The following is a 13,381-nucleotide window of genomic DNA, read 5'->3' as shown; positions in this document are numbered from 1 at the left end:
TTTAACACCTAAAGGTGCGTAGTATTACGCACCTTTAGTTGCATTTGAGTTTTGATGAAATTGCTTTTCTATGGCATATAGCTTGTGTCTAATAATGTAAAGAAACAGTAAAGAAGGAATCACCATCATTGCTGTAACTGCAAAAAATAACGCCCAATTTCCATCTAACCAGTCATCGATTACCACACCACTATAAGCTGATAATAAAGTACGACTTAAGCTACTTAAAGAAGCCAATAACGCATAATGTGTCGCACTAAAGGCGCGATCGCACAGCATTGAGATAAAGGCCACCATAGCCACCAAAGACCAAGCTTGAGTAAAGCCGTCTACAACGATAGCCAGTGCATATAAATGCTCTTGTGGGCCTGCTATGGCAATCCAAGAAAACATTAAATTAGAAGCAGCCATGGCGATACCGCTGACAAACAAGCCTTTTACTATGCCGTATTTGTGGTTGAAAATGCTGCCTAAGAAAGCAAATACGATGGTAATGAGGCCGGTACCAAGCTTCGAATACTGACCAATTTGTGTATTACTAAAACCAACTTCTTTATAGAAAACGATAGACATGCGAGCTAAAAAGGCTTCGCCAACTTTAAATAAGAAAATAAAGGCGAGTAAGGCAAATGCTGTTTTTACGCCATTTTTAGTGAAGAAACTTTTGAAAGGTTCAACTAATGTTACTGCTAACCAAGCTAACAGGCGTTGCCATACGGAATTGCCGTTTGCAAATAACTTACTTTGATACTCTTTTTCTAATTGAGCATGAGTGAGCTCACGATGTGATTTGGGCTCTTTTGCAAACAAGGTAACCAGCATCAACAATAAAACAATGCCAGCGAGTACAAAATAGATTTGTGACCAATCAAAACTGGGTAAATCAGCTAAAAAGAAGGGCAGTGCACCTAAAAGTGCATAACCTGACCACCAACCTGAGGTTGCCATGGCTGCAGCAGCCGTGGCTTTTTCACTTTCAGTTGTATCTAACGAGTCAATACGAAAAGCATCTATGGCAATATCGTGTGTTGCGCTGGCAAGGGCGATTAAAAAGCACAACAAGGCAGCGAGAAATAGCTGATCTTTGAGGGTAATAAAGCCAAGACTCAATGTTGCGGTGAAAGTAACTATCTGGCCAAGTAAAATCCAGCTACGTCGTTGACCTAATAGGTTGCCTAACAGAGGGAGTTTTAAACGGTCGAGTAGCGGAGACCATAGAAAGTTGATGGTATAGGCGCTGAAGACCACACCAAATAAACCAATCATACTGCGGCTTAAGCCTTCATCTTTGAGCCAAGCAGACATCACTGAGCCAATGAGTACCCATGGAAAGCCGCTACTTAGGCCAAATAAAAAGATGGTGAGAAGGCGTTTGTCTTTGTAATAGCCTAAGTACTCACTTAGGCTAGAGTTGATTTGCATGACTATCCCGTCAATTAAAGAGCTTCGGCTTTTAGGATCTCAACTTGATAGATCATCACAGGCTTTTTAGGCACAAAATCGTAGCCGATTTTTTCATTAAACCCAGTTTCAACTTGTGTGATTTTATCTAGTGTTTCATAGCCTTCCATAACATTACCAAACACAGCGAACCCCCAGCCTCTGCCCGGGTTCAAATGGTCGTTATCTTTCATGTTGAAGAAAAACTGACGAGTGGCGGTGTGCGGCTCATTATCTTGATACGCCATGGCAATGGTATACATGTCATTCTTTAAACCATTGCCGCTTTCGTTGAAAATAGGTTTACGTTGGAACAAGCCATCATAATCTTTGTCATAGCCACCGCCTTGGATCACAAAAAATTCGTCGATCTCTGAGTATTGATCTTTTTCTATACGATGAAAGACAGAGTTTTTGTAATCACCATTGACCACATAGGTCAGAAAGTTATTCACTGTAAGCGGCGAGCGTGATCTGTCTAGTTCGACAATAATATCCCCTTCACTGGTAATTATTTTTACTCGTGGAAACAGGTTATTCTTTTGAACATATCGGCCTTCTTTATTACTAGCAAAGGCGTGACTACTGATACAGATAATGAATAAAGTGATTAGTAACTTTTTCATGATTATCCTTTGAAGAAGTTAATTAAAGCAGGATCTGAGACAATACGTGTAATTACTTGCTCACTCAATTCATTAAGTTGGCCTTCAACTTTAGCTTGCTCATGCTTTAATGGACCTGTCATTTGAGCCTGACCTGAATAAGTTTTTTCGAATGTGCGCGTACCTTGTGTTGCTAACACTTTAATTTTAGCAACGGCATTACTTTCATGTTGCGTATAAGACTCAATGACTTTCGAATGAAATGAATCAATGTGCAGTGTTAACGTGTTACTACCCAATGAAGTGAGCTGTGCGCCATTGGTTTTAAGGGCTTGCTCAAACGCCATTTTTACCCGTTTGCTTAACTCAGCGTCTGGTAAGTATTCAGCAGGCTCTTGATTGACCACCTTGATCGTGAATTTACTGATCCTATGGTCTTCGACCGACAAGGTTACAGGTACATTAAAGTCGGCCACTTTGCCTGCTTTATATACAGGATTTAAGATCACAGATTTTGGTTGGCTGGCACAACCTGCCAGCAACATGCCACACAATACAAGTGCAATTTTTTTCATTTTTAGCCTCTCTTTGTGGTGCTTAGCACAGTAAATTTTTTATTGTTACCAATGACTTTACAGTTTCCGAACAAGCGGAGCAATTTTTCTTGATAATCTAGATGGCGGTTGCCAATAATTCTTAACTCCCCGCTTGATCTGAGCGTTTGCTTCGCCTGTACAAACATCTGCCATGCAATATGATCCGTGATTGCTTGCGCTTGGTGGAATGGCGGGTTACATAAAATCAAGTCTGCACTGTTAGGTGCAAAGTCAGTTAAACAATCATCTTGAACAAACTCACAATCTTGCACACGCTCAGGTAAGTTATTTTCGATATTTGCTTTGGCGCTGGCGACAGCCATGGCCGACTCATCAACAAAAGTAACCTTAGCATTTGGCATTTTTGCCAGTGTTTGTAAGCCGATAACACCATTTCCACAGCCTAAATCAATAATCCTTAACGGTTTCTTACCCTGTGGTAAATAATTGCTAAAAAAGCGCGCGCCAATATCAAGGGAATCACGAGAAAATACATTAGCGTGGTTTAAGACAGTGAAATCAGTTTTTTCTAAAGGCCAACTCACCGGAAACTTACAAGTCTGCTTTTTGTGTTTTGTTTTACTAAAAATAAGACGTGATTTCTTAACTGCTAAACTGGTCGAAGGCTCAGCAATAAAATGGCTGAAGCTTTTTAATGTAGATGTGTGTATCTCTTTCGCTTTACCGGCAGCGATCACTGGCACATCATTCTCAAACTGACTAAGCAAACTAAGTTGATATTGCAAAAAGCCAGCATTTTTTGGGATTTTAATAAGAATAAGATCAACGTCGCTAGGTAAATCTGAGAGACTATCAAGTAATACAGTTTGACGACTTTCTAACTCGTTTTCTTCAAGATTATAAAGGCACGCTTGCTGACTGACATAAGAATCATTAAAACTGGTCACTTTGCGAGAGTTTTGCGTATCTAAAGCATGTAACGCACAGCTTAAGGCGCCAAAGCCATCATTTAATACCAAAATATGTTGTGCGTTAGTGTATTCGTTTTGAATATGTTCGATTAAATACTCATCGGCTGAATCCCACGCTTGTAGGCTTCTGTTTTTTTGATCTAGTGGGAATCGATGTAAAGTTAGCGAGTGGCCGCCCAATACAGCTTCAGTCGTCATAGTTTTTTATAAGTAGTCATTTTATGAGGTGAATAATAGCATGACATCAAAACTCACTAAACCTGAGTTACCCGAGGGGTTTGCTTATTTTCCAAATTTGATCTCATTTCAAAAAGGGCTCGACTTGTATGAACATCTCACTGAAGAGCTAAGCTGGCAACAACCCAGTATTCAGGTTTACGGTAAGTTTCATCCTATTCCTCGACTGCAGAGCTTTGTTGCAGATGAAGGCGTAAGTTATGCCTATTCGAATCATAAATTAGAGAATCAAAGTTGGACTCAATCTTTAGCTGCGATGCGCAGTAAACTGCAGAGCCACTATAATCGGCCGTTTAATGCCTTGTTGTTAAATTGGTATCGAGATGGCCAAGATACCATGGGATGGCATAGTGATGATGAAGTCGAGTTAGGCGCTGAGCCGCTAATCATCTCGATTTCTTTAGGTGCTGCGCGTAAATTTAAGATTAAACATAAAACCACAGGTCAGCAGTGGGAGCTAATGCTTGAGCACGGTAGTTGTTTAGTGATGTCGGGTAATAGTCAGCAACTTTTCCAGCACTCATTGCCGAAACAAAGCAAAGTAAAAGGCGGGCGTATCAACCTGACATTTAGAAGTATTGTTAAATAATCCTATCTCGGTATAGTAGCCACAATTGAAAAATGCAGAGTTTATATTCATGTCAATGCAATCTCAGATAGAAGAAAAAATCGCTGCGGCAATCGTTTGCAAGCATTTAAATGTCATTAATGAAAGCCACATGCACAGTCGCGGGGAAGAGTCTCATTTTAAAGTAATTGTGGTCAGTGAAGAGTTTGCGGGTAAGCGATTATTACCTCGCCATCGCCAAATTAACGAAATTCTAAAAGTTGAATTAGCAGAACATATTCATGCGCTGTCTATTCATGCCTACACGCCTGATGAATATTCAGAGCAGTATGAACAAATTCCTGAGTCACCAAAATGTTTAGGTGGTTCGAAATTCGATAAATAGTCAAAATTAGGGTTAAGCGAGACTTTTATCATCGAATTAAGCCTAATTTTATAGCTGATCAGACCTGTATTTTTAAGATCAGCCTTTAAACTACGCTCCGTAAATTTAAATAAAGATAGGAATCATCATGGTCATTAAGCCGAAAATTCGTGGTTTTATTTGTACCAATGCACACCCTGCTGGTTGTGCCGCTCACGTTCAAGAGCAAATCGATTATGTAAAAGCACAAGGGCAATTAGAAAACGGTCCTAAAAACGTACTTGTAATTGGTGCATCAACGGGTTACGGCCTAGCTTCTCGTATTACAGCAGCGTTTGGCTCTGGTGCTAAAACTCTGGGTATTTTCTTCGAAAAAGAAGGTACTGAGAAAAAGCCAGCTTCAGCAGGTTGGTATAACACGGCAGCTTTCCAAAATGCAGCAGAAGCGGCGGGTCTTTGGTCTAAAAATATCAATGGAGATGCGTTCTCTGATGAGCTTAAAGCTAAAACAGTTGAAACGATTAAAGCTGAAATGGGTAAAGTAGATTTAGTAATCTATAGCCTTGCATCTCCGCGTCGTACTGATCCTAAAACAGGTGAAACTCATTCATCGGTGCTTAAACCTATCGGTCAAGACATCACAACGAAGAACTTAAATACGTCTAAGCGTATAATCGATTCTGTAAGCGTAGAAGCTGCGAATGAAGACGAAATCGCTAACACAGTAAAAGTGATGGGTGGTGAAGATTGGGAGCTTTGGATCAATGCATTAAAAGATGCAGGCGTGTTAGCTGAGGGTTTCAAAACAAGCGCTTACACTTATATCGGTAAAGAGCTAACTTGGCCAATCTACGGTCACGCTACCATCGGTAAAGCAAAGGAAGATTTAGACCGAGCTACTATAGCAATCCGTGAAGCGACAGCTACTCTAAAAGGTGAAGCGTATGTTTCTTCACTCAACGCTGTTGTGACACAAGCAAGCTCAGCTATTCCAATCATGCCGCTATATATCTCAGCTTTATTTAAAGTGACTAAGGCTGATGGTACTTACGAAGGTACAATTGAGCAGATCCATGGTCTATTCAACGAAAACTTATATGGCGCAACACCACGCTTTGATGATGGCGGTCACCTATTCCAAAACTACAAAGAGTTAGAAGACGACGTACAAGCGCGTATTCAGCACATTTGGGATACAGTGGATACAGACACCATTGATGAGTTGACAGACTATGTTGGCTACCACAATGAATTCTTGAAGCTATTTGGTTTCGGCGTTGACGGTGTTAACTACGAGCAAGACGTAGACACAGTAGTTGAGATTAACAACTTAGTTTAAACATCTAAACTACCTTAATAACTGGGCTGGCTCTGCCGGCCTTTTTTGCTTTTGCATAGTTCATTTTGCTAACTTCTTAAGCTTTCTTTTTGCTCATCTAAAATGATTCATTGCGTATTTCAGCAACTGGACTTTGGTCTAAATTGAACTAAATTCATTCTATTCTCTCCTCGAAAAGACCTTGTAAATCTGGATTAATTTCATAATTCCACTCGCATAGTGGGGGTTATTAATGTTAAAATCTCACATATATGTGAGGACTCGTCCACAAGGTTTTAGTTATGGATTGTTTTGTCGCTTGGCTTTGCCGAATACAGAATGGTCACTTTCTTGATCTTGGGGCAAAAAAAGATTTTTCAATTTCTTTCCGTTAATGTAATGCAAGTGCGTATGATCAACATAAAAAAAGGTCTGGACTTACCAATAGAGGGCGCACCTCAGCAAGTAATTCATGATGGCGTAGCTGTCAAACGAGTTGCCGTGCTAGGTGAAGAATTTATCGGTATGCGTCCAACCATGCATGTTCGCGTGGATGACCAAGTCAAAAAAGGCCAAGTTCTTTTTGAAGACAAAAAGAACCCAGGCGTCAAGTTCACTGCACCAGCTTCTGGTGTAGTTAAAGAAATTAACCGTGGTGCTAAGCGTGTTCTTCAATCTATTGTGATTGAAGTGCAAGGCAACGAGCAGGTTACTTTTGAAAAGGTGGCGGCTGCTGATTTAAGCAACTTAGACCGTGAAAAAGTAAAAGAAGTGCTTGTTGAATCTGGTCAATGGCCAGCGCTACGTGCTCGTCCATTCAGCCGAGTGGCAGCACTAGATGCAACTGCAAGTTCAATCTTTGTGACTGCAATCGACACAAACCCATTAGCTGCAGATCCTGCTGTGATCATTGCTGAAAACGTTGAAGCGTTTGAAGCGGGTCTTGCTGTAGTATCTCGCTTAACTGATGGTAAAGTGTTCGTATGTAAGCAAGCAGGTAGCAATGTACCAAGTTCTTCACTTTCTCAAGTTGAAGTTCATGAATTCGGTGGTAAACACCCTGCAGGTTTAGTAGGTACTCACATCCATCATCTAGATCCAGTATCTGAAAACAAGCAGGTATGGCATTTAGGTTACCAAGATGTGATTGCATTCGGTAAGTTATTCCTTACTGGTGAAATCTACTCTGACCGTGTAGTTGCTTTAGCGGGTCCTCGCGTTAAGAATCCTCGCTTAGTTAAAACACAAGTTGGCGCTTCACTAACTGATTTAGTTGTAGGCGAGCTTGAAGACGGTGATAACCGAGTCATTTCTGGCTCTGTGTTAGCTGGTAAAACAGCAACCGGCCCTCACGCTTTCCTAGGTCGTTACCATACTCAAGTATCAGTATTACTTGAAGGTCGCGAGAAAGAACTATTTGGTTGGATTGCACCAGGTAGCAACAAATTCTCTGTAACACGTACATTTATCTCACACTTAGCACCGAGCCGTTTGTTCAATATGACAACGTCTACAGGTGGTTCTAAGCGTGCAATGGTTCCAATCGGTAACTATGAGCGTGTTATGCCACTCGACATTCTACCTACACCACTACTTCGTGACTTAATTGCACGTGATTTAGATAGTGCGATTGCGTTAGGTGCATTAGAGCTAGATGAAGAAGATTTAGCACTGTGTACTTTCGTATGTCCAGGTAAGTATGAGTACGGTGCAATCTTACGTGATTGCCTGACTACTATCGAGAAGGAAGGTTAATCCCATGGCCTTAAAGAAATTTCTAGAAGATATCGAGCCGCATTTTGAACCTGGCGGTAAGCATGAAAAGTGGTATGCCCTGTATGAAGCAGTCGCAACCGTTTTCTACACTCCAGGTTATGTAAACAAAGGTGGCACGCACGTTCGTGACAACATCGACCTAAAACGTATTATGATTTTAGTGTGGATGGCGACATTCCCTGCAATGTTCTTTGGTATGTTCAACATCGGTCACCAAGCTGCACTAGCAATTGGTAATGGTTTTGAAATTGCTAACACTTGGCAGGCTGCTATTTTCCAAGCATTAGGTGGTGAACTAACAGCACAATCAGGTATTGGTGCTAAGTTCTTCTACGGTGCATGTTTCTTTTTACCAGTCTATGCGACGGTATTCATCGTTGGTGGTTTCTGGGAAGTATTATTCGCTTCAATCCGTAAGCACGAAGTTAACGAAGGTTTCTTCGTAACGTCTGTATTATTCTCATTGATCCTTCCTTCTACAATTCCATTATGGCAAGCCGCGTTAGGTATTACTTTTGGTGTTGTAGTTGCAAAAGAAGTATTCGGTGGTACAGGTCGTAACTTCCTTAACCCAGCATTAGCAGGCCGTGCGTTCTTATTCTTCGCATACCCAGCTGATATCTCGGGTGATACGGTTTGGACTGCTGTTGATTCATTCACAGGTGCAACAAACCTTGGCCTAGCGGCGCAAGGTGCACTTGATTACAACAACATGGCACTTTGGTGGGATGCTTTTTATGGCTTCGTTCAAGGTTCTATGGGGGAAGTTTCAACGCTAGCACTAATGATTGGTGGTTTGTTCCTAATTTATGTTCGTATTGCGTCATGGCGTATCGTGCTAGGTGTATTCTTAGGTATGGTAGTGATGTCTCTACTTCTTAACATGATTGGTTCTGAAACTAACCCTGCATTTGCTATGCCTTGGCACTGGCACTTAGTACTAGGTGGTTTTGCATTCGGTATGTTCTTTATGGCGACTGACCCAGTTTCTGCGTCTTTCACAAATAAAGGTAAATTCGCATACGGTGCACTAATCGGTGTAATGGTTGTTCTGGTACGTGTAGTTAACCCTGCATACCCAGAAGGTATGATGTTAGCAATTCTATTCGCTAACCTATTTGCACCATTATTCGACCACTTCGTTGTACAGTCTAACGTTAAGAGGAGATTGGCACGTGTCTAGTAACAATGAAACTATTGGCAAAACGCTAGGCGTTGTTGTTGGCCTATGTTTAGTATGTGCAGTTGTTGTCTCTATGGCATCTGTTCAATTACGCCCACTACAACAAGCAAACAAAACTCAAGACGTGCAACGCAACATTCTTGCTGCTGCAGGTATTGAAAGTTCAGCAGATGTTTTCAAAACATTTAACGAAAACATCGAAGCACGCGTTGTTGATATGAAAACGGGTGAGTTTGTTGAGACAGATCCAAACTCTTTCGACTTTGAATCAACTAAGTTCGATGCAAAGCGCAGTGTTAAGCTTGAAAAAGCGCAAGATAAAGCAGGTGTTCAGCGTATGACGACTGAATCTCCAGTTTACTTCGCTAAAGACGCTAGCGGTCAAGTAGACACTATCATTCTACCAATCCAAGGTTACGGCCTTTGGGGGATTATGTATGGTTTCTTAGCACTAGATGCTGATACTAGGACTGTTAAAGCGATTAACTTCTACAAGCACAATGAAACACCGGGTCTTGGTGGTGAAATCCAAAACCCACGTTGGACGTCTATGTTCGAAGGTAAAAAGCTACCACTTGATATCGTAAAAGGTACTGCTGGTAACAACGAACACAAAGTAGATGGTCTTTCTGGTGCGACATTAACATCTGTAGGTGTTGATAACACAGTTGACTTCTGGACAGGCGACAAAGCCTTCGGTCCATTCCTTGCGAACGTACGTAAAGGAGCATTGAACTAATGGCAAATGCAAAAGAAATGAAAGAAGTCTTGTTTGGCCCTGTTTTTGCGAACAACCCAATTGCGCTTCAAGTACTTGGTATTTGTTCTGCACTAGCAGTGACATCAAGCCTTAAGAATGCACTTATCATGTCAATCGCTCTGACATTAGTATGTGCTTTCTCAAGCTTATTTATCTCTATGATCCGTAACCACATCCCATCAAGCGTTCGTATCATCGTTCAGATGACAATCATCGCTTCATTGGTAATCGTGGTAGACCAAACGCTTCAAGCGTTTGTTTATGCAACAGCGAAAGAACTTTCGGTATTCGTTGGTCTAATCATTACTAACTGTATCGTAATGGGTCGCGCAGAAGCATATGCAATGAAGACACCACCACTGATGTCATTCCTTGATGGTATTGGTAACGGTTTAGGTTACTCGGTAGTACTTCTAACTGTTGCATTCATTCGTGAACTAGGTGGTTCAGGTACACTATTTGGTATCGAGATTTTACCACTTATTTCTGAAGGTGGTTGGTACCAGCCTATGGGTCTATTAATCCTACCGCCAAGCTCGTTCTTCATCATTGGTTTCTTCATTTGGGTACTTCGTACTTATAAGAAAGACCAAGTAGAAGCGAAGGCATAAGGAGAGAGAGATGGAACAATATATTAATTTATTCGTTAAAGCGGTTTTCATTGAAAACTTAGCGTTATCTTTCTTCCTAGGTATGTGTACTTTCCTTGCTGTATCTAAGAAAGTAACTACATCAATGGGTCTAGGTGTTGCAGTAATCTTCGTTCTTGGTGTTGCTGTTCCAGTAAACCAGTTAGTTTACTCTGCAATCTTAGCGCCAGGTGCACTAGAGTGGTTAGGCTTCCCTGAAGCTGACTTAAGCTTCCTTAAGTTCCTAACTTTCATCGGTGTAATCGCAGCACTTGTACAGATCCTTGAGATGACTCTAGACAAGTTCTTCCCTGCGCTATACAACGCACTAGGCATCTTCTTACCACTAATCACTGTAAACTGTGCGATTTTCGGTGCAGTAGCATTCATGGTTGAGCGTAACCTGAACTTCGGTGAGTCTGTGGTATTTGGTTTAGGCTCAGGTGTAGGTTGGGCACTAGCAATCGTGTTACTTGCTGGTATCCGTGAGAAGATGAAGTATTCAGACGTACCAGATGGTCTTCGTGGTTTAGGTATTACCTTCATCACAGTAGGTCTAATGGGTCTTGGCTTCATGTCATTCTCTGGTATTTCACTTTAATTTAGCGAGGAAAAATCATGCTTGAGGTATATTTAGGCGTAGGGATGTTCATCGCTATCGTTGTAATGCTTGTATTGATCATCATTGCAGCGAAGTCGAAGCTTGTACCAAGCGGTGACATCACAATCAGCATTAACGGTGACCCTGAAAAGGCAGTTACTTCAGCACCAGGTGGTAAACTACTAGGTGCACTAGCAGACGCTGGTATCTTCATTTCATCTGCTTGTGGCGGTGGTGGTTCTTGTGGCCAATGTACCGTTCACGTTAAAGCGGGTGGTGGTGATATCCTGCCAACTGAGCTTGACCATATTTCAAAAGGTGAAGCGCGTGAAGGTTGTCGTCTAGCGTGTCAGGTTGCTGTTAAAACTGACATGGAAATCGAAGTAGAAGAAGAAATCTTCGGTGTTAAGAAGTGGGAATGTACAGTTATCTCTAACGATAACAAAGCGACATTCATCAAAGAGCTTAAGCTTGGTATCCCTGATGGTGAGGTTGTACCTTTCCGTGCAGGTGGTTATATCCAAATTGAAGCGCCAGCTCACCACGTTAAATACGCTGACTTCGATATTCCTGAGGAATATCGTGCAGATTGGGAGCGTTTTGGCTTCTTCAATCTTGAGTCTAAAGTTGACGACGAAACGATCCGTGCATACTCAATGGCTAACTACCCAGAAGAGTACGGCATCATCATGCTTAACGTACGTATCGCGACTCCGCCGCCAAACAACCTAAGCCTACCATGTGGTAAGATGTCATCGTTCATCTGGTCACTTAAAGAAGGTGATAAAGTGACTATTTCTGGTCCATTCGGTGAATTCTTCGCGAAAGAAACTGATGCAGAAATGGTATTCGTAGGTGGTGGTGCTGGTATGGCGCCAATGCGTTCACACATATTCGATCAGCTTAAGCGTCTTAACTCAGACCGTAAGATGTCTTTCTGGTACGGCGCACGTTCTAAGCGTGAGATGTTCTACGTAGAAGATTTCGATGGCCTAGCGGCTGATAACGAAAACTTTGAATGGCACGTAGCGCTTTCAGATCCTCAACCAGAGGATAACTGGGAAGGTTACACTGGCTTCATCCATAATGTTCTTTTAGAAAACTACCTGAAAGACCACGAAGCGCCAGAAGATTGTGAGTTCTACATGTGTGGTCCTCCAATGATGAACGCGGCTGTAATCAACATGCTTAAAGATTTAGGCGTTGAAGACGAAAACATCTTACTAGATGACTTCGGTGGCTAAATCAGCGTTATCTCAGTGAACACTTCACTGAAATAAGATAGACTTAAACCCCAAGCAATAAGCTTGGGGTTTTTTTTGGGATAGAGAAAAGTATGAAGAAACTAGTAGGTATTTTTGTATTACTGACGACGGTTGTTTTGACAGGGTGTTTTGACGACAAACAAGAAATTGAACCTATTGTTATTCAGGGTAAAACAATGGGGACCACTTATACGGTCAAAGCTTTTCCAATTAATGAAAATTTAACTGCTGAGACATTAAAAACAGAAGTTGATAACACTTTAATTGCAGTGAATCAGTCTATGTCACCTTGGGTGAAAAACTCAGAGATTAATCAGTTCAATACGTTGGCTGCAAATACTTTTATGCCTATCAGTGATGACTTTAAGACAGTTGTGAAAGAGTCAGTTCGTTTAGGTGTTTCAACAACAACACTAGATGTCACCATGGGCCCTCTTATAGATTTATGGGGTTTTGGCCCAGATAAACGCCCAACAAAAACACCTTCACAGTCTCAACTGGATGAAATGAAGGCTCGTATAGGTGTTGATAAGTTAGTGTTAACAGACGAAGGGTTAGCGAAAACTATTGATGGTTTAGAGTTATCTTTTTCAGCGACAGCTAAAGGTTTTGGTATTGATAAAGTTGCTGAGCTTTTAGAAGCCAAAGGGATGACAAATTACATGGTTGAAATTGGCGGTGAGCTCAGAATTGCCGGTACTAAAGCTCAGTCACAACCTTGGCGTATTGCGATTGAACAGCCAGATGCGCCAGCAGGCCAGAGGCAAGTGCATAAAGTTATTGAACCAGGCAATAACGGCATGGCGACTTCAGGTGATTACCGTATTTTCTACGAAATGGATGGTGAGACCTATACGCACTTGATTAATCCAAGCACAGGCAAACCAGTTAAGCATGATTTGGTATCTGTGACCGTTTTACACCCATCAGCAATGACTGCTGATGGCTTGGCAACAGCACTAACTGTAATGGGTACAGAGCGAGCAAAAGCTTACGCAGAAGAGCATAATTTAGCTGTATATTTAATTAGTAAAAGTAATGAAGGGTTAGTGACCTATTCAAGCCCGGCTTTTGCGCCTTATTTGTAAATAAAGCAATTTTGATTAA

The 13,381-nt window shown here is 41.5% G+C and carries 14 protein-coding genes; 10 read left to right on the top strand and 4 right to left on the bottom strand.

All coding sequences use genetic code 11. From position 1 onward, the window contains the following. Nucleotides 1-24: 24 nt before the first annotated feature. Genes ACGHEH_RS04275 through ACGHEH_RS04260 form a run of 4 tightly spaced genes read right to left on the bottom strand, consistent with a single transcriptional unit; the run spans nucleotide 25 to nucleotide 3,771 of the window. Nucleotides 25-1,422, bottom strand: a complete 1,398-nt coding sequence (locus tag ACGHEH_RS04275; protein ID WP_390442054.1) for an AmpG family muropeptide MFS transporter — start codon at nucleotides 1,420-1,422, stop codon at nucleotides 25-27. Nucleotides 1,423-1,436: 14 nt separating this feature from the next. After that, the gene (locus tag ACGHEH_RS04270) at nucleotides 1,437-2,066 is read right to left on the bottom strand and encodes a peptidylprolyl isomerase (RefSeq protein WP_390442052.1); all 630 of its coding nucleotides are present in this window, start codon (nucleotides 2,064-2,066) and stop codon (nucleotides 1,437-1,439) included. Between the two features lie 2 nt (nucleotides 2,067-2,068). Continuing rightward, nucleotides 2,069-2,620: a YajG family lipoprotein gene (locus tag ACGHEH_RS04265; RefSeq protein ID WP_390442050.1), complete on the bottom strand. Its 552-nt coding sequence runs from the start codon at nucleotides 2,618-2,620 to the stop codon at nucleotides 2,069-2,071. Between the two features lie 2 nt (nucleotides 2,621-2,622). Beyond that, the gene (locus tag ACGHEH_RS04260; RefSeq protein WP_390442048.1) at nucleotides 2,623-3,771 is read right to left on the bottom strand and encodes a methyltransferase; all 1,149 of its coding nucleotides are present in this window, start codon (nucleotides 3,769-3,771) and stop codon (nucleotides 2,623-2,625) included. 40 nt (nucleotides 3,772-3,811) lie between these two features. Between ACGHEH_RS04260 and ACGHEH_RS04255 the strand changes: the two genes are divergently transcribed. From ACGHEH_RS04255 to ACGHEH_RS04210, 10 genes are all read left to right on the top strand, one after another. Further along, nucleotides 3,812-4,399 carry an alpha-ketoglutarate-dependent dioxygenase AlkB family protein gene (locus ACGHEH_RS04255; RefSeq protein ID WP_390442046.1) on the top strand — a complete coding sequence of 196 codons (588 nt, stop codon included), beginning with the start codon at nucleotides 3,812-3,814 and terminating at the stop codon, nucleotides 4,397-4,399. 49 nt (nucleotides 4,400-4,448) lie between these two features. Further along, nucleotides 4,449-4,763, top strand: coding sequence for a BolA family protein (locus ACGHEH_RS04250; protein ID WP_390442045.1), 315 nt, complete (start codon nucleotides 4,449-4,451; stop codon nucleotides 4,761-4,763). A 127-nt stretch (nucleotides 4,764-4,890) separates the two neighbouring features. Continuing rightward, nucleotides 4,891-6,081, top strand: coding sequence for an enoyl-ACP reductase FabV (gene fabV, locus ACGHEH_RS04245; protein WP_390442043.1), 1,191 nt, complete (start codon nucleotides 4,891-4,893; stop codon nucleotides 6,079-6,081). 390 nt (nucleotides 6,082-6,471) lie between these two features. Then, nucleotides 6,472-7,815 carry a Na(+)-translocating NADH-quinone reductase subunit A gene (locus ACGHEH_RS04240; RefSeq protein WP_390442041.1) on the top strand — a complete coding sequence of 448 codons (1,344 nt, stop codon included), beginning with the start codon at nucleotides 6,472-6,474 and terminating at the stop codon, nucleotides 7,813-7,815. A 4-nt stretch (nucleotides 7,816-7,819) separates the two neighbouring features. Beyond that, a complete protein-coding gene (locus ACGHEH_RS04235) occupies nucleotides 7,820-9,019 on the top strand; it encodes an NADH:ubiquinone reductase (Na(+)-transporting) subunit B (RefSeq protein WP_138629530.1) in 1,200 nt (399 codons plus the stop codon). Further along, entirely contained in the window at nucleotides 9,012-9,758 is a 747-nt protein-coding gene (locus tag ACGHEH_RS04230; RefSeq protein ID WP_390442039.1) for a Na(+)-translocating NADH-quinone reductase subunit C, read from the top strand. Before ACGHEH_RS04235 ends, ACGHEH_RS04230 begins: the two co-directional genes overlap by 8 nt. Next, on the top strand, nucleotides 9,758-10,390 hold the full coding sequence (locus tag ACGHEH_RS04225; RefSeq protein WP_058030887.1) for an NADH:ubiquinone reductase (Na(+)-transporting) subunit D: 633 nt from the start codon (nucleotides 9,758-9,760) through the stop codon (nucleotides 10,388-10,390). The genes ACGHEH_RS04230 and ACGHEH_RS04225 overlap by 1 nt, the downstream gene beginning before the upstream one ends. 10 nt (nucleotides 10,391-10,400) lie before the next feature. Next, the gene (gene nqrE, locus ACGHEH_RS04220) at nucleotides 10,401-11,009 is read left to right on the top strand and encodes an NADH:ubiquinone reductase (Na(+)-transporting) subunit E (RefSeq protein ID WP_058030886.1); all 609 of its coding nucleotides are present in this window, start codon (nucleotides 10,401-10,403) and stop codon (nucleotides 11,007-11,009) included. Between the two features lie 17 nt (nucleotides 11,010-11,026). Next, the gene (gene nqrF / locus ACGHEH_RS04215; RefSeq protein ID WP_130254698.1) at nucleotides 11,027-12,253 is read left to right on the top strand and encodes an NADH:ubiquinone reductase (Na(+)-transporting) subunit F; all 1,227 of its coding nucleotides are present in this window, start codon (nucleotides 11,027-11,029) and stop codon (nucleotides 12,251-12,253) included. Nucleotides 12,254-12,345: 92 nt separating this feature from the next. Then, entirely contained in the window at nucleotides 12,346-13,362 is a 1,017-nt protein-coding gene (locus ACGHEH_RS04210; protein WP_390442036.1) for an FAD:protein FMN transferase, read from the top strand. The last annotated feature ends 19 nt before the right edge of the window (nucleotides 13,363-13,381 follow it).

Source organism: Pseudoalteromonas sp. MTN2-4, from assembly GCF_042848605.1.
Classification (GTDB): Bacteria; Pseudomonadota; Gammaproteobacteria; order Enterobacterales; family Alteromonadaceae; genus Pseudoalteromonas.
The sequence above is the reverse complement of the archived record's forward strand: the minus strand, read 5'-3'. Positions and strand labels throughout refer to the sequence as shown.